Origin of the sequence: Ruegeria sp. HKCCD6157 (genome assembly GCF_013110685.1) — a bacterium.
Lineage (GTDB): Bacteria > Pseudomonadota > Alphaproteobacteria > Rhodobacterales > Rhodobacteraceae > Ruegeria.
On record NZ_WVRB01000003.1, the window covers coordinates 116,096 to 134,848 of the forward strand.

The window sequence follows — 18,753 nt, forward strand, 5'->3', positions numbered from 1 at the left end:
AGTTCAACTGTTTCATTTTGAGACACGCGAAAGATACCATAGATAACAAATGCTTGATGACTCAGCCGGTCTGGTTCCTGAGGAAGACCCTGGCAAACGCGTTCAAATCGGGCGCCGCAGCATTGGGATCAAAATACTGCCTGTCAAAGTCTTGCATGTGTTTGAGTCGACTGGATGAAGGGCCGTCGCGGCGCAGGATGGCAGAAGCCGCTTGCCGCAGCCTGTCTGCGCGACCAGACCTGGCACTGCGTCGCAATTCCCGGGCCAACGGATCAAAAACCCCAAAGCGGCGCAATGCCCTTGAAACGGCCAGTTTGTGGCCGGACAGTCCCAACCCCAAACCGGCCAGAAAAACGACAATGGCGATTGCGGCCATTGGCCAACCCAACAGCGTTGCTGGTGGCGCATCTGCCTCTGCGACGCCAAGGCCTGCGTCTTCGATGGCCGTACCATAGGCAATGCGTTGTGGTGAGATGATGACTTCTCGGGTTTCACGGGCCACAGTATCAAAGTAACTGAATTGCAAGGGTTCAACGATGCCGGACGTGTCGTTCGAGGGGCGTATGGTCCAGCGCCAGAACGCATGGGTGACCGGCCCTTCCGGGGTCAGTTCGACAAGCCGTTTCTCAGGATGCGCGAAGATCAGGGCCGAAGGCGAGGTCAACTCGGGCATGGGCGGGATCATCTCGGGCGTCGCGCCCAGGGCTTCCAGTCGAATGACGCGCAAGACCCCCTCACCCGGCGCAAGTTGATCCGGCGCATTCGACCACTGATCCGAAATCTGCAATTTGCGAACCGGAAACCACCACTCCTTGGTGGCCGGGGCTTGCGCCACCTGAATGGTCAGCGGCTCTGATTGAATCTCGTGTTCGAACCAGTCGTCATTTTCGTCTGTCAGGGTCAACCTGTGCACAAACGGACCAATTGTAAGCTTGCCTGCCTCGACAGGATAGATCGCCATCCGTCGGGTGAACACTTTGTATTTCCGGCCATTGATCCTTTGCTCCGACCAGCTGTCCGGGCCCAGTTGCGCCCAGCTGAACCCATCCAAGCGGGGTTGGATCAGCTCTTCGCGCGTGATGTGCCGACGATAGACACCACGGATCGTCAACAGCACCATCTCTTGGGTGAACGGAACCGGGGCATTGTCTTCGATGGCAACTTCGATCAACGCCTCGGACGGCAGCACTGTTTTCGACTGCGCCAAAACCTGCATCGGAAATGCAATAAGAAGCAGAAACAGCCACTTCATTCCGGGTTCTCCGCTTCTGGAGGCGAAAGACCAAGCTTTGCCCGGCGTTTGTGTTCGTGTGCGATCCGGGCCGCCATGAACTCACCCGGAACATCGGAAAGCTGATTGAGCCAGCGCATATCGGCAACCATGAACTTGTCATCAAAGATGCGGCGCACGCCCAGTTGCCCGCGACTGTCCAATTCCGCCAGTCCCAGCATCGTGTTCGCGTTCGTGACCTCACTGCCGGTTCCCGCCGCCCGCGCATTCCCGCGCGCGACAAAACTGTCGGCCTTGGGGCCGGATTTGCGTTCGGGGAAAAGACTCAACGCCTCTGGGGTGATCTGCTGCCCTGCGTAATAGGCGGCCAGCACATCGAAATTCGCCTGAGCATCCAGGTTTCCCCTGGCCATGGCCTGATCATAGGCTTCCAGCGCGGCGGCCAATTGGCCGGTCCGGGCGTAAGCATTGCCGAGGTTGTAATGGTTCCCGGCGCGCTCGAAAGCACTGGCCGCTTTGTCAAAAACGCCCGCACGGTAGAAGGCGACACCTTGCCAGTCAGGGTCGGAAAACAGCTTTGCAGCCATTGGATACAGACCGATTGCCAATGCGACGCGACCAAAGGGGGCAGCGCCGCCCAGCGCAAAGGCAACGGCAATACAAGTGGCACCTGCAATCGCGAACCACCTCATGCCCCTTCCCTCCAGAACAAAAACAGCAGGGGGAGCAGTGCGAAATACAGCATGTACCGCCCCAGATCATGCCAGAACAGCACCGGATAGTCCGCCCGTATCAAGCGGGTTGCGGCATCATCTGCCAGCCAATTGGCCAGATCATCTGACTGGCCCAAAGTGAAGACAGCGCCACCGCCGAGCGCGGCGTGGGTTTGGATTTGCGCAGTCGTGGGGTGACCCGACACCAAAGACACGCGCACCCCTCGAGCGGCAAGCGATGCGACCTGCTGCAATGAGGGTGATCCAAGCCCGTCTCCGTCAGTGAACAGGACGACGTCCCCGGCCAGGATGCCCGCCTCTTCCATCCGCTTCAACGCCAAAGCCAGTGCGCGTTCGGGTCGCGATCCCTTGTCCGGAACGGTCTGTCCATCGATGAGCGACAGCGTTTGACCCAATTGGCGGTGATCGGTGGTCATATCCGAGGCGACATAGGCATCGCCCGCGTAAACTATGATGCCGCCGGGGCGGGACCCAAGCGCACTGACCGCCAAGCGCCCCATGCTCAGCAGTTGCGGCCAGCGGTCGTCTTCCGCCACGCTGTCTGATGCATCCACAAGGAACAAAACGCCATCCAGATTGCGATAGGTCTGCGCGTCGCGCCGTTCGATTGCCGGGCCGGTCAGGGCAATCGCGACGATCCCGGCGGTCAGCAGCAAGGCGGCTGGTTTAATCGGGAATGAGCCGCCTTCGATCCGGCCGATCGCGGCCATCGCCTGGACAAGCTGCGGGTCGGTGATCTTGTCCCAGGCTCCGAACCCTCCGGCACGGGAAAGCAACCACCACCCTGCCCCGCAGATGACAGGCACCAAAAGCCCCCAGGCCGGTCTGAGCAGAGTGACATCCAGCTCAATCATCACGCTTGCCTCCACGCCGCCAACAGGGCAAGTGCGGCCGCCATTGCTGCGGGCCAGGTCCAGAATGACCGGTAGACCTCGGCCACAAGGCCCGCGCTGTCCGTCGCTTCCAGCCGATCCAAGGCCTGAGTCACGTCGACAAGATCATCGGTGGTTTTGACGCGAAACGCTTCGCCGCCTGAAATTTCGGCAATGGCGCGCAGGGTTGTCGCATCGACGACGCCGCGCTCACCAGGTTCGGCGCTTCGCAGGTCTTTCGGGCCCAGAGCAATCGTATGGACCCGCACCCCCATCTCGGCCGCCAGTTCGGCCACGCCACCGGGATTCGTGGCGCCCGCGTTGTTCACTCCATCCGACAACAGAATGACGACCCGCGACGCCGCCTGGCTGTTGGCCAGGCGCTTCAAAGCAAGGCCCAGACCATCGGATATGTTTGTCGCACGGCCCGAGATACCGATCGTGGCCTCTTGGATCCGTCGCGCGACAGCCTCGGTATCGAAAGTGAAAGGCGTGGCGAAATAAGCTTCGGACCCGAAAACAATCAAGGCCACCCGGTCGCCGGCGCGGCGTCGGGCAAACTCGGATCCAACGCGTGTCACCGCTTGTAAACGGGTGATCTGGCGCCCATCGAGATAAAAATCATCCCGCACCATAGATCCCGATAGATCCAGAACAATCGCAAGGTCCCGTCCAGACACTTTCAGGGCGCTGACGGGTTGCAGTTGGCGCGGACCGGACAGTGCAAAAATCATGAGCCCCCAGATGATCCACAAAATCAGGAGGTCCGCCAAAGTCCGGGTCCTGGCCTGAGCCCGTGGGCTGGCCGCCATAAGCATTCCGCCTATGCGTTCCGGAACTGGGAACCCCCGCTCGAAAACCGGCCGCGGCTTGACCAAACGTGTGATGACAAGAGGCAATGGCAGCGCCAGCAAGATCCAGGGGTCAGCAAGCTCAAACACGACCCGCGACCTCCTCTTGCAGGGTCGCCAGATCCGGTTCGCCGCCGGGTTGATAAAGATCACCCGTCAACTCTGCATAACGCTTCGGACTCTGAGTGCGCAGTTTGTGCAAAAGAGCCACCCTGCGGCGATCCACGGACCACCCCGGTTGTTCAACAGATCGATCAGGTGGATCCGGCCGCCTGTTTGCCGCGGTCCTGACGCTGAGCAACCGCAGGATGGCGACACAGCCGACCGAGGCCAGCGCCGCGATACCAAGAACAGCCGCGTATTCCGCGACCGCCCCGCCTGCGGCCTCGGCGGGCAAATGGATATCCCGCAGGCTGGCCAGCATCGTGGCTTCAGAGAGTGCTTTCTCACTCATGCCACATATCTTGCCGCGAAAACCGACGAAATGCGACGAGAGGTTTGTTCGACCGGGTCACTGGCATTCAGGACAAGCGCAGGATGTGTTGCCACCTTCTGAAACGTAAGTTCACCGGAAGGCTCTGCCCGGGCCAGATAGACCCGCTTTTGCCGCCCATCTGAAAGGCGGATCGGATACCAGCCCCTTGGCATCTCATGCGCTTTGCTTTCGGTCACAAGCAGCAGTCTGGGGGTGCGGCGATGATCGAGCCGGTCGAGCACGTCCGAAAAGCCCTCTCCCTGCTGATCGAAGCCAGACGCGATGATAATCTCGGCCCCCGTCGGCGTCAGGCGCTCAACGCCGGCAAGTGCCTGTTCCAGCGTCCAGCTTTCATCCTCACCTTTTTGCAGCGCGGTCAGACTGCGCGCATAAGCCTGAACCAAGCCACCGATCACGTCCAGCATTCCGCGCGTTTTCCCTCGCAACGGTACGATGACGGGTGCGCCGGGGGTAAGCGCCAACAGACCAACACGCCCGCCGCTTTCAACCATGAACCACCCGATCAAGGTCAAGGCTTCGGCGGCAGCGACTGACAGAAACGCCCGCTGGATGCCCCAGAACATCGGTGCACGAAAATCCGCAACCAACAGGGCGACGCGGTCCTGTTCCTCCTGAAACTGCCGGATATGCATACGCCCCGTGCGGGCGGTTGTTCCGCGATCCAAATGACGAATGTCATCCCCGTCCACATATTCGCGTACATCTGCAACCTCGACGCCCTGACCGCGCTTTCGGGTCAGAAATCCTCCGGGCAGGGCCGTCATTGTCGGGTTGCCGTGGTCGGTCAATGCGATATGCCGCAATGCAATCAAGGCCTCGGTCGTCAGGCGAACCCCCGCATGTGCCAGCACCCCCGTCACAGCGGCTCGACCGCATTCAGAATGTCGGCCACCAATTCGCGCGGTCTTTTCCCATCTGCAACGGCTCTCCAGGTCAGCACCATACGATGGGCCAGCGCATCGGGCGCAACAGCGGCGACATCTTCAGGCAGGGCGAAATCCCGGCCCCGCAGATAGGCGCGCGCGCGCGATGCCGAGGCCAGGGCCAATGACCCACGCGGCGAGACTGCGTGCTCGACAAAATCGGCAAACGGGCCTTCACGGGTCGCAAGCACAAGCCGGACGATAAAGTCCCGCAATTCTGGCGCGACGTGAACCGACTGCGCCTCGGCACGGGCAGTCTTCAGCTCTTCAAGCGTCATCTGCTGCGCGACCGGCGGCCCATTCCGTGTTTCGGCGATGACCAGATCGAGGATTTCGCGTTCCGTTTCCAGATCCGGCAATGTCAGTACGACATGCAGCAGAAACCTGTCCAACTGCGCCTCGGGCAAGGGAAAGGTTCCATCATGTTCAATGGGGTTCTGGGTCGCCACGACCAGAAAGGGATCCGGCAGAGCATATGTTTCGTTTCCAACCGTAACCTGATGTTCTGCCATGGCCTCCAGCAAGGCGGACTGCACCTTTGGCGGCGCGCGGTTGATCTCGTCAACCAGCACCAGCGTGTGAAACACCGGCCCCGGAACAAATTCAAAGCGGCCTTCCTGAGGCTGGTAAACTGGTGTTCCGGTCAGATCAGAAGGCATCAGGTCAGGTGTGCATTGAATACGGGCAAAGCCGCCCTCGACAGCGTTTGACAGCCATTTGACGGCCCGTGTCTTCGCCAGCCCGGGCGGACCTTCTACAAGAAGATGGCCACCTTCCAGCAGCGCGATCAAAAGAGAGTCCACCAGATGCGCGTGACCGATAAGCCCTTGCGACAGATACGCGGACAATCCCGCAATGGCGCGTGGCGGGTTTTCAGGCCTCGTATCCATATGTCCTCCCATAGCCGCTGAGGGCGCATTGCCTGCGCTCAGGCTACCCGGAGTCACCCGCCCGACAAAACACGTCAGATGGTATTACCTGGGCACACGAACCGAATTGGTGCAGCCTTCATCAAAAAGGGCTGCAAATCTGGGATTGGCCAGGGTTTCGTCCGCCTGCGCCCATAGCCGATCATATTGGGCGTCAATGTATTCGATAAAGCCGGGGTCTATGGTTTGATCCACCGGGGATTGCGCGACAGCATGCATCATAAAGACGTCAAACGCACAAAGACCGCTTGGGTTCGAAGCCAGCAATGCGCGCATAAAGTCGTGCGAACTCCAAGGCAGGCGCTGCAAGTTTACCGGCGTTTCCTGCAATTTCGACAAAAACCCTGACGATTTGTCATATAGCAGGATGTCCATGCCGAAGGTGAAGGACTGAAACAGTTCCTCCAGCAGGATCGATTTGTGGAAATCCCTTTCAAGCTTGCTGGGCCGATCATGCGCCGGTTGTTTGACCACGATATGGGTCCCCTGCCCCCGATGACCAAAAAAGGTCTGTGCCATCGCCGGTGATGTCACCACATAGTTTCGACCCGCAGGCAAACCAAGCTGGTGGAGTTCGCTGAGCCAGTCGATATCTGACGAAAGGTCCCGATTGGGAGGGTACCCGGAATACAATCGCAAAACCACGGTTCGACCGGTTCCACAATCGCGCGCGGATGGGCCAGCGTAGCGCATGGGTGTCGGGTGGCCGAAGCTGTGTTTCAGCAACGCCCGAAAGGTATCAAGAACGACAAGCGTTTGCGGATGCGGTTTTTCACCGACCAGGCACAAGGCTGCACCGGCCTGATCGCGGCCATTGATGTGCACGGGGATCGCCATGTCACGCCCCAGCATCGTGGACCGCAACTCATACCCCCAACCTCTCTGTGCAAGTTCGATATAATCGCTCTTTTCTGCACAAAGCGCGCCTGCAAAAGCAACAATCGCGAATACTTGCAACAAAAGATAGCGCATTCAGTCCCTCTCAAAGTGACGCACATTCTATCCGGGATACGGGTCTCTCGCAAAATTGCTTGAGACCCGCCTTGATGGGAATGGCGATCCGTTAAGCCCGCCAGCTGAGCAACCTGCTGAACCGGGCAGAGCGGCCGGACGAGTATTGAACTTTGCCGGCCATGTCGATCAGGTCCATTCCCGCAAGGACAGATATTTTAGTATCGATGGACTTAGACCATAGCATTGGCTCTGCCAGACATTTGTTGAACCGATGGCCTTGCTCAACAATGCTATCAGGAAATTTCAACCTTACGTTTTCAATTGGGACCGAAAGCCATCCGCACGTTAAACTCAGGCGCATCAACCGCCAAAACTTTGCAACAGAGCCCCCGTCACAGGGCAATTTTTCACTTGAGCGATGGGGTCGCGGATATTGCGAAGGAGTGTTTCGGTGCTCACGGTTGGGTCTTTCTGCTATGACGGCGCTTTGCGGGTAATGGCCTCGGCCATTTCCGCCAGCGCGATATGGGTGGTGTCCTTGATGCCGTCCACATGGGGGTCGATGATCCCATCGGCAGAATTGATCAGCCCGTTGGTGGTCATGACCTTCAACAGGCGAGCTTCCATCGCTGGGGTGTGGATCAGGCGGGCGTCGCCTGTGCGCATGGCCATGGCCGCGCAAATCGCTGTGCAGCCCCAATTCGAAACCGCAGCGGTCATCAGGATATCGGCGCCAGAGGTCGCGCCGATCCCACCGCCGCATGCGCAATCGCCGGGGGCAGCAAAGGGAACGGCGATCTTCACGATATCGGCGACCAGCCCCATGCCGATCTCGTTGCCGCCATCACCCACAGCCAGCGTCGGGATACCTCGCGCCATGGCAGCATCGAACAGCATGTCGATGCGCGCCCGGCCTAAGCCGTAGTCGCGCCCGCGCATGTTGTAATAAATGCCGTTTTCGTTGCGCCCCACGCGTTCGGTCGAGACCATGATATCGGGCTTGAGCTGATTCAGCATCTTGGCCGCCGCAACAGCGCCCTCGGCATCTGTCACCGGATACGGCAGCAAGGTTGCGCAGGCCATTGAGCCATCCGCACTGGCCTTGCGCGTCGTCTCAAGATCCACGATCGCGACGCCACAGGCCTGCAAGGTAGCAGCCATAGGCGGGATCAGCGTTTCCTCAATCACCAATACGCAGGTTGCTTTTCGGGCGAGCCAAAGCGCGCGAATGAGGGCCGCCGCCCCGGACGGGCCATCGTTTTCGCCCAAAGCCGGAGACAGCCACGCCCGCGACACGGATCCCGTGGTGACGATTGCCGTCCCGCTTTCGGGCATGGCAAGCAGCAATTCCGCCGCGGCGCCGCACAACGCTTGGCCCGCCAAGGCGCGCGAGGCGTCATAGAGCGGCTCGATCCCCCGGTTGCCGAGGTCGAGGTTCACCAGCCGGTCCAGCCTGTCATCATACTTTGCGAATTCGCTCATGACTCGTCTCCGAACAAAACCGCCGTGAACCACGCGTCATCGTCAAGCCTGTGCGACACTTCTTCTGTGGCCGCGTCCAGCGCCGACACCAAAGCGGCAACCCCACCCACAGCGGCCACAGCTCCGGCGGTCGGTTTCAGGCGCAGCGAAACCCTTCCGCCCGGCGCGCCATGGGTGTTCACGGTCAAAACGCCGTGCTCTTTCAGCAATAGCATACCGATGGCCGCTGTCGCCTCTGCCGGGACAATGTCGGTCTTGTCGCGTCCTGCCAGTGACAGCACCCGCGCTAACACGTCCTCTTCATCCAGCATCGGCCCCAGATCAGACCGCTGCACAACCTCTGCACCCCAGGCCCCGGCCATCGCTTCTGCAATGGACGCGCCGTTGCTTGCCTCCATTCGCAGGTCTTCCGGGTCAAAGGCCTGCAGGCTGCGCATTGCGCCGGCCGCTATGGGTGCGCGTGCCTCCTGGCCCAGTTCCGACGCCTTGGCAAGCGTGGCCAGTACCGGCGTGGACGCCCCACAAAGGATGCCCGCGCGCGGGCCGCACAGGCCCGCCTTATCCGCATTCGTGATGGCTATGTCCGCTCCCATGGAAAGGCTCAGTGCTCCACCATGCAGCACTGGGCGCAGACGCGCGCCATAAGCTTCGTCCATGAACACGGTGGCGCCCGCGGCCCGCCCCTCAGCTATGGCGCGGCTCGTCTCAGCGTCCGGCAATCGCGCCAACGTACTTGTGACAGTCGTGATCACCACCAATGCGGGCGCGTGCGTGGTTATCGCTGAGCCTGGGTCCGCCGATCCTTCGATTTCCACAAGCTCGACGCCCGCCAGCCGACATCCGCGCACAACCGATGCGTGGCTGCGGTCCTTATCGGGTACCACGGAGACCACGGGTCGCCCATCGCAAAGCGCCAATATGGCCGCCACAATGCCTGCACTTGTGCGGTTGGTGACAGCGACCGTATCCCCGCCCCCAAAATGCGCGATGGCAGCCTGGGTCAGTTCCGCTGAAAACAGGCCCGGTCCCACCCATTCTTCGCAATAGGTCGACAGATCATCCGGTTTCAGCGGAAAGTAACGCGGGTTACCTGTAAAAATCCCAATTCCGTCAGCCCCGCGTGTTTCCAAGACCTCTGCCGCAACCGCTTGCGCATGGCGCAGCCGTCGGATTTCGGCTGCGCTGGAGGACAAATATCGCCCCCTCGCATAGCCGACCGAAGCGTCAATCGTGTTCCCGAACCGGTCTGTTTCCATGCCTACAGTGCCACGGTCACGCACTTACGATAGGTATAGGCCTCAAGCGCGCCTTCGATAGAATATTCGCTGCCCATTCCGGATTGCTTGATCCCGCCGTAAGACATGCCGGGGATTTGCCCGCCACCCTGATTGACCTGCACCCAGCCGGCCTCCAGCGCGCGGGTCATGCGGATGACGGTGCTCATGTCATGGCTGAAAATGAACGCCGCCAACCCGTAATGCGTGTCGTTGGCTTGCGCGATCATATCGGCCTCATCCTCCCACGGGATTGCGACCAGGACAGGGCCAAACACTTCTTCGCGGGCAATCCGCCAAGAATTGTCTAGCCCCGTCAGGATTGTGGGGATCGGATGAAACCCATTGTCTGTTGCCTTTGGCGTTTCGCCCGTCAGGAATGTGGCGCCTTGCTCTTCGGCCTCAGCGACATAGGCACAAATCTCAGAGTAGCGTTCTTCATTCACCACGGCCCCGATGTCGCTGTCTTCATCCAGCGCATCGCCGATTTTCATCGCAGCGGCTTTTTCTGCGACCAAGGGCATCAGGTCATCCCAGACAGATTTATGCACAAACAGGCGAGATCCGGCTGTGCAGCTTTGCCCCTGACGTGCAAATCGCATGGCATTGACCACACCTTGCGCCGTGGCGTCGATACGCTCTGGGGCGCAAGCGTCGGGAAAGATGATGCAGGGGCTTTTGCCCCCCAGTTCAAGCGTTACATTGGCCACCCGATCCGCCACGGAACGAGCCACCAGTTTGCCCACGTCGGACGATCCAGTGAACGACACTTTCGCGATACCGGGATGATTGACCAGCGCCGCGCCGGCCTCTTCCCCAAGCCCGGTGACCACGTTGAAGACACCTGGTGGAAAGATGTCGGCAGCCAGCTCAACCAGCCTCAGAACGGCGAGTGGCGCATCTTCGGCAGGCTTCAGGACGATGCAGTTGCCCGTGGCCAGCGCCATGGAAATCTTCACCGCGCCGAGTTGCAAGGGCGAGTTCCAGGGGATGATCGAGCCGACAACGCCCAATGGCTCGCGCGTGGAATACGACATGAGCCCGGGGCCAAAGGGCAGCGTTTCGCCCTTTTGCTCACCCGCAACACCGCCATAATACTTGAGCACTCCAGCCGCGCCCATCGCTTCGCCCCGAGATTGTGTGCGGACCGCATTGCCACTTTCGGCGGCCAGAACGCGGGCGACCTCTTCGGCATGTGTGGTCAGGCGATTGCCCAGCTCGGTCAGCATTGCGCCGCGTTCCGCTGCAGGTCGCGCGGCCCAGTCCCGGCGCGCCCGTTCAGCGGCGGCAACGGCAAGGCTTATTTCTACTTTGGTCCCCCGGCCAATCTCGCAGATCGTTTCGCGCCGCGAGGGGTTTTCAACTGCCAGCATCTCTCCGCTTGCGGGCCAATGCCATTGCCCGTCTATGAAGGACCCGGCCAACCCGTCTGTGGGCAAGGTGTAATCCAGAATTGCCATGTGTTATTCCTTCTGGTGCTCGGGCAACGCCCGAAGCGTGGTGTAAAAGGCCGAAAAGTCGCGGTCGCCGCGCGTTTCGGCAAATTTTGTAAAGGCTTTGGCCGCCTCGGCCCCGAAAGGCGTGGGCTGTCCGCTCGACTTTGCCGCCGCCTGAGCAAGTTGCAAATCCTTTGCCATCAGGCGCACGGCAAAGCCGGGGTCAAAGTTGTTGGACGATGGGGCGTCGGGAACCACACCGGGTATCGGGCAGCGATTTTCAAGCGTCCAGCTTTGCGCCGCGGCCCCCGCGCACAACGCATAGAATTTGTCGAGATCGAGGTCCAAGGCATCGGCAAGCGCAAATCCTTCCATCACCGCCATCGCGGTAATACCGCAGATCATGTTGTGACTGGCCTTCGCGGCCTGCCCCGTTCCGGGTCCACCGAAATGGGTAATTTTGGAGCCCATTGCCAGCAGGATTGGTTGCGCCCGTTCGACGTTCGCCGCATCTCCGCCGACCATGAAGCTAAGTGTTCCGGCCTCGGCCCCAGCAGGGCCGCCGGAAACGGGCGCGTCTAGCATTGCCAACCCATGAGACATCGCCTCAAGGGCGAGCGCATGCGCCGTGTTCACATCAATGGTCGAACAATCGATCACCAGCGCGCCAGGTTTGGCAGCCGCTCGGATCAGTGTCTCATGAACGCGCGCGACGTGATCGGCTTCTGGCAGCATGGTGATAATGACCTCTGCCGCTGCGATGGTATCCGACGACGGCGCGTTCGCGCCGACAAACGCTTCACGCATTTCGGGGCTGATATCCATGCCCGTTACGTCATGGCCTGCGTCCCGCAGAACTTGCGCCATCGGACGGCCCATCGTGCCCAAGCCAATAAACGCAATCCTCGCCATGTTCACCCCGCCGAAGTCGTAGAACGTCAAATGCTGGTCCGTAGTATTGCGCAGGAAAAGCCGACGTTTGCATGAAAGATTCTGGTCTGAGTGCGCGAATTTTCGAATTGCCATTGCGAGAGTTTGCGCAATCCTTGCGTAGATTATTCTTCCAAGGACCGCCCGATGGCCCGCAGAACCCGCTCAAAAACCGACCGTCGCGCGCCCCGCATCACTCCGCCTCCACAGGGTGGGCGGTTTGCGCCACTGGATGCTGCTGCGGTAGATCGGATCGTGCAGGCCGCGTTTGATATCCTTGCGCAGACCGGGATCGCAGAATGCCCCGATGCCATCGCAGCGCAATTCGTCAATGCCGGGGCAACCAGACGTTCGGATGGGCGGGTCTGCTTTTCGCAATCGATGGTGGAAACCGCCATTGCGCGGGCGGCGAGGCGCGTAAATCTACCAGGGTTTGTGGAGGATATGGGCCTGACCGTTGGCGGCGGCCATGTGCATATCGGAACAGGCGGAGCGGCGACAGAGGTTCTGGACAGCGCCACCGGCGAGTTTCGCGGTGCCCAGCTGTACGATCTCTACGATCTTATGCAGTTGGTGGGACGATTGCCGAACATCCACTACGGTTTGCGCCCGGTGATTGCACGGGACATGGACCAGCCCTTGCTGCTGGACCTCAACACCGGGTTTGCCTGTCTCAGGGCCTGCCCCAAACCCATCGGGATCAGCTTTAACAGCGCCGCGCATCTGGATCCGGTTATCGCCATGTTCGATATGGCCCTGGGCCACGAGGGCGCCTTTCGAGCGCAACCCTTCTGTTTCGGCGTGATCGTGCATGCGGTCTCGCCGCTGCGCTTTGCGCCCGAAGGGTTAGAGATTATGCAACGGGCCATGGCCCACAGAATGCCGCTGCAGATCTGCACCGCGGCGCAGGCGGGGGCAACCAGCCCTGTCACTTTGGCGGGCGCGCTGGTGCAGGGTCTTGCGGAAACGCTGGCTGGGTTGATGGTCGTCGACGCCCTCGAGCCGGGGTATCCCTGCATCTTTGCGTTCATGCCATTCATTTCCGATTTGCGCACCGGTGCAATGACAGGTGGATCAGGCGAAGCTGCCGTCGCCGCCGCTGCCGCCACGCAACTGCTTTTGCATCTAGGCTTGCCGTCAACCGCTTCTGCGGGAATGACCGATGCCAAAACCCCCGATGCGCAGGCGGGGTATGAAAAAGGGTACACGGTGGCTCTTGCAGCGCAAGCCGGGGCAGACATGATCAACCTGTCTGTTGGCATGCTCGGGTCCATCATGGCCGCCTCGCGCGAGGCATTGGTGATCGACGATGACATGTGTGGCGCGATCCTACGGTCGGTTCGCGGGGTCGAGTTGACCGAAACCGCGATCGACCTCAGCCGGATCGAAGCCGTGGCGACCGGCGAAGGGCATTACCTGGGCGAGGCGCAGACACTGGAACTCATGAAATCCGAATACACTTATCCGAGCCTCGGCAACCGGCAGAGCATTTCGGATTGGAAAGATGCCGGGTCGCGCACGATCTGGGATGTCGCTGTTGATCGCAGCGCCGAGATGTTGCGCGAGCCACCAACCCATTTGCCCAAGGACCGGGAGGCCGCGATACGCGCCGCTTTCGAAATCCGATTGCCCGAAGGAAAATAGCCCCATGAAAGACACTGCCCGCGTTGTTGTGATTGGCGGGGGGGCCGTTGGCACCTCAATCCTGTATCATCTCGCTTTGGCCGGCGTAACTGATACGCTTCTACTTGAGCGCAACGAACTGACCTCCGGCTCGACCTGGCACGCAGCGGGCAACATCCCGACCTACGCGACTTCATGGCTGGGAATGCGGGCAGGAAACTACGGCTGGTCAACCTATAAAGATCTGGCCGAAAAGGTGGACAGCGCGATCACCTATCGTCATACCTCGGCGTTCTGGCCTGCCCATACGCCGGAACGAATGGACCTGTTCCGCCATCTTTGCGGAATTTCGGAAAGCGCAGGCTTCGATCTGCAGATGCTGAGCCCGTCCGAGATGGACAAGATGCACCCATTCTGGCACCCGGACGAATCCGTTCTGGGCGGTATTCTGGACCCTTACGAAGGTGACATTGACCCCAGCCAGCTAACGCAAGCGCTGGCCAAGGGCGCGCGGGATCTGGGCGCGCAGGTGGAACGGTTTGCGCCCGTGAAAGCCATTGACCGCATGGCATCAGGGGAATGGCTGGTCACTTGTGCGAAAGGCACAGTGAAGGCAGAGATGGTCATCAACGCAGGTGGCTTTTACGGCCGCAAAATCTCCGAGATGGCAGGATTGCCTGCCCCGGTGGTCACGCTCGAGCACCAGTATCTTGTGACCGAACCGCTCAAAGCGTTGGAGGATCATGCCGATCTTTTCCCACTGGTGCGTGACCCCGATATCCGCTTCTATCTGCGCCGCGAACGCAACGCTTTCCTTGTTGGTTCCTACGCCCATGATGGTCGCCCCGCGTGGGAGGAGGACGGCCCGCCGGATGACTTTGCGCATCAGCTTTTCCCTGACAGTGTTGAGGATATTCTGGATGTGCTGGAGGCGACGATGGTCCATGTGCCGCTACTTGGCGAAGCGGGCGCGCAGCGGTTTGTCAACGGCCCCATCGCCTATGCCCCAGATGCCCTGCCGCTGGTCGGTCCGGCGGCGGGTGCGCCGAATTTCTATCAAGCGACTGGCGTGCAGGTTGGCATCACCCATTCGGCCGCTATCGGCAAAGCGATGGCCGAATGGATCACCGAAGGCGAAACAGAATGGGACCTCAGTGCGTGGGATCCGCGCCGCTTTGGCGATTGGACCACGCAGGACTATGCCCATTCCCGTGCCTCACAACACTATGATCTACAATATGCCATTCCATTTCCGCATCGGAACATGCAGCGTGGCCGCCCGGTGCTTTGTACCCCGCTTTATGAACGCCTGAAGGATCAGGGCGCCGTCATGGGCCAGATCGCCGGGTGGGAGCGCGCCTTCTGGTTCGAAACCGATGCGATCAAGGACAATGGCGATGCCGACCTGTCCTTCCACCACGAACCCTGGCAGGACGCTGTCGCGCAAGAATGCAAAACCGTGGCAAGAAGCGTCGGCGTCATGGATCACGGCGGTTTCACCAAATACGATCTGCGCGGCCCCGGCGCTGAGGCGTTCCTATCCAGCGTCCTGTGCGGCGGTGTTCCGAAACCGGGACGCGTCCGGCTCAGCTATATGCTGACCCCCAAGGGGCACATCTGGTCAGAAGCCACCGTTGCGCGACTGGCAAGTGACAGGTTCCTTCTATGTGGCCCGACCCTAGCCGATCTGCGAGACTTCGACTGGCTGAACACCCACCTACCAGCAGAGGGCGTCACACTAAGCCGCGGCTACAAACACGATGCCGCTTTGATGGTCATGGGCCCCAAATCGCGAGAGGTGCTTGCCCCGCTGACCGATGCAGACCTCTCTGCCGCTGCTGCCCCGTGGCTATCAGTGGCCGAGATCACGCTGGCCGGCTTTCCTGTCACCGCGATGCGCGTATCATACGTCGGTGAGCTGGGTTGGGAGTTGCATCTGGCCTCCGAGCACCTTGTAGCGGTCTACGACACGATCGTGACGCGCGTGAACGAGGTTGGCGGCTGCCAGTTCGGCTCCTACGCGCTGAACGCGATGCGGATCGAAAAAGGTTATCACGGATGGGGTTCGGATTTCGGAACGGAATATACGCTTTACGATGCGGGTCTGGGCCGGTTTGCCAATATGAATAAGGGGGAGTTCATCGGACGCGATGCGGTCGAGCGGCAGTCTGGCGAGGAGGCCAACTGGGAATGGATCGGGCTGGAAATCAGTGACGACAGCCCCGAACCGCTTGCCTCTGATCCGATCCTGAAGGATGGCGAATGGATCGGGTACGTGACCTCAGCCAGCCAAGGCTATCGCACCGGAACACATTGTGTTCTGGCTTATATCAAGCGCGGATCACTGGGTATGGGGGCCGATTGCACGGTGCGTGTGCTTGGCCAGCCCCGCAACGCTCGGCGGCATAATCCCCATGTCTATGACCCGGACAATCTGAAAATGAAGGCCTGAACGACTAAAGGCGTCTGTATGAATAGGCACCTTTTTCTTTTGTCTGAAACTCAATTGGGCCGATGCGACGAAATTGCTGATTTCTTACCGTATTGGCCGCGTTCTGGATGAGCCCCAGGTGCGCCCTTTCACCTCGGCCCGGACATCGTCCAAGGCGGCTTTCAGGATCGCAGTTGCCTCGTCGATCTAATCTTCGTTGATAATCAACGGCGGCAAAAAACTAATCCGATCGGGCGGGACGGACCGCAAGTACAGCCCCGCGTGTGGGCGCGATCCTGCACCATTGTCCCCACCTTCAGCGCCGGATCCCACAGCGCACGCGTTCCTTTGCCCTGCACCAGTTGAATACCGCAAAACAGACCGATCCCGCGCACATGACCGATCAGATCTATGTCGCCATAGATTTTCAGCGCCTCCAACGCGACGGCGGCACCGACAAAGTGACCAGCATAGGTGAACCCGTTGCCCAGCACGCCGGATGCGTCTGAGTTCAGCATCAGATCGTCAAAGAAATCCTGCCGGAACATGATCGCCGATATCGGGAAAAACGCAGCGGTCAGCGCCTTGGCGCAGGTGGTTCTATCGGGGGTCAGATCGAATGCCTCTGCGCCCCAGTAATGCCCGGTGCGGCCAAAGCCGCAAACGGTCTCATACACATGGAAATGAATGTCATACTTCCGGATCACGATCTGCATCGCCTGCCAATTTCCCTTTGGCGGGCGGATCGTGCCGCCGGATTGCATCGGCTCAGCAAAGAAGGCGACGATTGTGTCAGATCCCGCTTCCAGCACGGTGGCTTCGAACTCGGCCGCCATGCGGGCAGAGAACTCCTCCTCGGTTTCACCGGCCTCGGCATTTAAATAGTAGTTCGACGTCGACAGCTTGAGAAAATCATGCATCGGCAGACCAAAGCCCGCATGAATGTGAGGCTGGCCGGACAGAGCACCGCTGCTTTCGACGTTAGTGCGCGCGCCAAATCCGCGGCTCTTGGATGGGACCTCCCGCAAAATGTCGGCGCGAAAGGCAATTCCTGCATCTGATCCATGGCCGCCCGCGCCAGCCGGTCGTCATGATTACCCAATGACACGCATCCCAACCCGAAAAAGCCGTCTATGATACTTTGCCCATCATCCGTTTCAATCCGAACCCGTGGCCGCGCGTCACCATCGCGGTGGGGCCATCTCGCTGGTGCAGGCGGGCGTTCGTCTGTCCATACACATGGAACTGACGGTCCCAAGCGCGGGGTGAATCGACGTCTGCGAGCTTGTCCATATGGATCTTGATCATCTGTGCCGGGCGTATTCTTGGCGAAAAATTATTGAGCAACACTCGCGTTAATCGTAGGTTTTCATGAACAACTTTCATGCAGAGATCAGTATGGAAAATCCCCGACTAGACATCCGCCACCTGCAGATGATCCGCGCCATTGGGAAAACCGGTCGCGTCGTTGACGCGGCCGATGAGTTGGGCCTGACACCGTCAGCGCTGTCCCACAGAATCCGCGAAGCAGAACGCAGGCTGGGTGTGCCCCTGTTTGAACGCATGCACAAGCGTTTGCGCATGACGGCTGCCGCCGAGTATCTTGCCCGATTCAGCGACAAGTTTCTGAGCGAGATGTATGTGATCGAAGATGAAGTGCGTCGGATGAATGCGGGCATTGATCACGTCGTGCGCATCGCGGTGGAAAACTACAGCGCCTATCACTGGTTCCCCGCGTTTCTGCAAATGTTTCGCGCTAAACACCCAGCGATCGATATTCAGATAATGGCTGGTTACCGTCGTGACATGGTCACATCGCTTCTGGACCGTCAGATTGACTTGGCCATCGTCGCCGGAGAGTCGAGCCATGCAGCGACGCGGTCGTTGCATCTCTTTCAGGATCCTCTTGTATTCGTGTGCGCGCCAGAACACCCGCTGGCCGGGGCTGCATCGGTATCTGCACGTGATATCGAAGGGCAACGGTTTATCACATTCACCAAGATCCCCGAGCCTGATCAAGAATTTGCAAGGCTGTTTCGTGCAGAACGTCGCTATCCCAACTGGACTGCAGCCGTCGAGTTGCCCGAAGCCATTGTCGAATTGGTTGCTGCCAACCAAGGTACAAGCATTCTGGCGCAATGGGCCGTCTCGCCACATGTGGCGTCCAAGCGTATCGTGGCAATACCGCTTGGCCCCGATCCGGTGCTCATGAATTGGAGTTGCAAGTTCCGCACAGACGAGCCTGAGGATGGGCCGGTGCTCCGCGTCGCGCATGCGCTTCAGGACTGGGAAATCGCTGGAAGGGCGTCTTGCCCCCCTACTGTGTCTTCGACAAGGATCAGCGCGTCACCCATGCCGCAATCACCGAGAACAAGCGCCTCAGTTCCGTCCCGGAGTTCATCGAAGAAGAACAGGACAAAGCGCCACTGAAGAAGAGATGTGCTGGCAAACAACGCTCAAGATACAAGCCAAACGGCCGTCGCAATGACGGTTGACTCTCATTGGCTGATCGTAAGCGCATCAACAACCGCAAAGCCAGCTGGGGCTACGATTTATGAAGCCTCTGCACTGTCAGGCTTTGCTGCCG

16 protein-coding genes are annotated in these 18,753 nt (G+C 59.9%); 3 read left to right on the forward strand and 13 right to left on the reverse strand.

Features of this window, described 5'->3' with window-relative positions:
• Positions 1 to 61: 61 nt before the first annotated feature.
• The 12 genes from GS612_RS12465 to GS612_RS12520 all read right to left on the reverse strand — a co-directional run bounded on the left by GS612_RS12465 (position 62) and on the right by GS612_RS12520 (position 12,124).
• Complete coding sequence (locus tag GS612_RS12465) at positions 62 to 1,252, reverse strand: BatD family protein (protein WP_171640698.1); 1,191 nt, start codon at positions 1,250 to 1,252, stop codon at positions 62 to 64.
• Positions 1,249 to 1,923: a tetratricopeptide repeat protein gene (locus GS612_RS12470; protein WP_171640700.1), complete on the reverse strand. Its 675-nt coding sequence runs from the start codon at positions 1,921 to 1,923 to the stop codon at positions 1,249 to 1,251. The genes GS612_RS12465 and GS612_RS12470 overlap by 4 nt, the downstream gene beginning before the upstream one ends.
• The gene (locus tag GS612_RS12475) at positions 1,920 to 2,819 is read right to left on the reverse strand and encodes a VWA domain-containing protein (protein WP_171640702.1); all 900 of its coding nucleotides are present in this window, start codon (positions 2,817 to 2,819) and stop codon (positions 1,920 to 1,922) included. Before GS612_RS12475 ends, GS612_RS12470 begins: the two co-directional genes overlap by 4 nt.
• A complete protein-coding gene (locus GS612_RS12480; RefSeq protein ID WP_171640704.1) occupies positions 2,819 to 3,778 on the reverse strand; it encodes a VWA domain-containing protein in 960 nt (319 codons plus the stop codon). Before GS612_RS12480 ends, GS612_RS12475 begins: the two co-directional genes overlap by 1 nt.
• The gene (locus tag GS612_RS12485) at positions 3,771 to 4,142 is read right to left on the reverse strand and encodes a hypothetical protein (RefSeq protein WP_171640706.1); all 372 of its coding nucleotides are present in this window, start codon (positions 4,140 to 4,142) and stop codon (positions 3,771 to 3,773) included. Before GS612_RS12485 ends, GS612_RS12480 begins: the two co-directional genes overlap by 8 nt.
• The gene (locus GS612_RS12490) at positions 4,139 to 5,035 is read right to left on the reverse strand and encodes a DUF58 domain-containing protein (RefSeq protein WP_371809339.1); all 897 of its coding nucleotides are present in this window, start codon (positions 5,033 to 5,035) and stop codon (positions 4,139 to 4,141) included. Before GS612_RS12490 ends, GS612_RS12485 begins: the two co-directional genes overlap by 4 nt.
• 5 nt (positions 5,036 to 5,040) lie before the next feature.
• Entirely contained in the window at positions 5,041 to 5,997 is a 957-nt protein-coding gene (locus tag GS612_RS12495) for a MoxR family ATPase (protein WP_171640709.1), read from the reverse strand.
• An 84-nt stretch (positions 5,998 to 6,081) separates the two neighbouring features.
• Positions 6,082 to 7,008, reverse strand: coding sequence for a hypothetical protein (locus GS612_RS12500; protein ID WP_171640712.1), 927 nt, complete (start codon positions 7,006 to 7,008; stop codon positions 6,082 to 6,084).
• A 456-nt stretch (positions 7,009 to 7,464) separates the two neighbouring features.
• Positions 7,465 to 8,472, reverse strand: a complete 1,008-nt coding sequence (locus GS612_RS12505) for a glutamate cyclase domain-containing protein (protein WP_171640714.1) — start codon at positions 8,470 to 8,472, stop codon at positions 7,465 to 7,467.
• Complete coding sequence (locus GS612_RS12510; protein ID WP_216603587.1) at positions 8,469 to 9,665, reverse strand: aminotransferase class I/II-fold pyridoxal phosphate-dependent enzyme; 1,197 nt, start codon at positions 9,663 to 9,665, stop codon at positions 8,469 to 8,471. Before GS612_RS12510 ends, GS612_RS12505 begins: the two co-directional genes overlap by 4 nt.
• Before the next feature lie 65 nt (positions 9,666 to 9,730).
• Complete coding sequence (locus GS612_RS12515) at positions 9,731 to 11,206, reverse strand: aldehyde dehydrogenase family protein (RefSeq protein ID WP_171640716.1); 1,476 nt, start codon at positions 11,204 to 11,206, stop codon at positions 9,731 to 9,733.
• A 3-nt stretch (positions 11,207 to 11,209) separates the two neighbouring features.
• Positions 11,210 to 12,124 carry an NAD(P)-dependent oxidoreductase gene (locus GS612_RS12520; protein ID WP_216603588.1) on the reverse strand — a complete coding sequence of 305 codons (915 nt, stop codon included), beginning with the start codon at positions 12,122 to 12,124 and terminating at the stop codon, positions 11,210 to 11,212.
• A 135-nt stretch (positions 12,125 to 12,259) separates the two neighbouring features.
• Here GS612_RS12520 and GS612_RS12525 point away from each other — a divergent pair, with 135 nt between their 5' ends.
• Together GS612_RS12525 and GS612_RS12530 are read left to right on the forward strand one after the other, a co-directional pair.
• Entirely contained in the window at positions 12,260 to 13,756 is a 1,497-nt protein-coding gene (locus GS612_RS12525; protein ID WP_171640719.1) for a trimethylamine methyltransferase family protein, read from the forward strand.
• A 4-nt stretch (positions 13,757 to 13,760) separates the two neighbouring features.
• Positions 13,761 to 16,187 (forward strand): FAD-dependent oxidoreductase, encoded by a 2,427-nt coding sequence (locus GS612_RS12530; protein ID WP_171640721.1) that lies wholly within the window; start codon positions 13,761 to 13,763, stop codon positions 16,185 to 16,187.
• Between the two features lie 203 nt (positions 16,188 to 16,390).
• Here GS612_RS12530 and GS612_RS12535 read toward each other — a convergent pair whose 3' ends face one another.
• The gene (locus GS612_RS12535) at positions 16,391 to 17,194 is read right to left on the reverse strand and encodes an aminotransferase class III-fold pyridoxal phosphate-dependent enzyme (protein WP_256367764.1); all 804 of its coding nucleotides are present in this window, start codon (positions 17,192 to 17,194) and stop codon (positions 16,391 to 16,393) included.
• Positions 17,195 to 17,564: 370 nt separating this feature from the next.
• Between GS612_RS12535 and GS612_RS12545 the strand changes: the two genes are divergently transcribed.
• The gene (locus tag GS612_RS12545; RefSeq protein WP_216603589.1) at positions 17,565 to 18,596 is read left to right on the forward strand and encodes a LysR family transcriptional regulator; all 1,032 of its coding nucleotides are present in this window, start codon (positions 17,565 to 17,567) and stop codon (positions 18,594 to 18,596) included.
• Positions 18,597 to 18,753 lie beyond the last annotated feature (157 nt).

Bases quoted from the DNA above. Each gene is read 5' to 3' on its own strand.
- GS612_RS12465 (WP_171640698.1), bottom strand. From the start codon at position 1,252: ATGAAGTGGCTGTTTCTGCTTCTTATTGCATTTCCGATGCAGGTTTTG.
- GS612_RS12470 (WP_171640700.1), bottom strand. From the start codon at position 1,923: ATGAGGTGGTTCGCGATTGCAGGTGCCACTTGTATTGCCGTTGCCTTT.
- GS612_RS12475 (WP_171640702.1), bottom strand. From the start codon at position 2,819: ATGATTGAGCTGGATGTCACTCTGCTCAGACCGGCCTGGGGGCTTTTG.
- GS612_RS12485 (WP_171640706.1), bottom strand. From the start codon at position 4,142: ATGAGTGAGAAAGCACTCTCTGAAGCCACGATGCTGGCCAGCCTGCGG.
- GS612_RS12495 (WP_171640709.1), bottom strand. From the start codon at position 5,997: ATGGATACGAGGCCTGAAAACCCGCCACGCGCCATTGCGGGATTGTCC.
- GS612_RS12500 (WP_171640712.1), bottom strand. From the start codon at position 7,008: ATGCGCTATCTTTTGTTGCAAGTATTCGCGATTGTTGCTTTTGCAGGC.
- GS612_RS12505 (WP_171640714.1), bottom strand. From the start codon at position 8,472: ATGAGCGAATTCGCAAAGTATGATGACAGGCTGGACCGGCTGGTGAAC.
- GS612_RS12515 (WP_171640716.1), bottom strand. From the start codon at position 11,206: ATGGCAATTCTGGATTACACCTTGCCCACAGACGGGTTGGCCGGGTCC.
- GS612_RS12525 (WP_171640719.1), top strand. From the start codon at position 12,260: ATGGCCCGCAGAACCCGCTCAAAAACCGACCGTCGCGCGCCCCGCATC.
- GS612_RS12530 (WP_171640721.1), top strand. From the start codon at position 13,761: ATGAAAGACACTGCCCGCGTTGTTGTGATTGGCGGGGGGGCCGTTGGC.
- GS612_RS12545 (WP_216603589.1), top strand. From the start codon at position 17,565: ATGGAAAATCCCCGACTAGACATCCGCCACCTGCAGATGATCCGCGCC.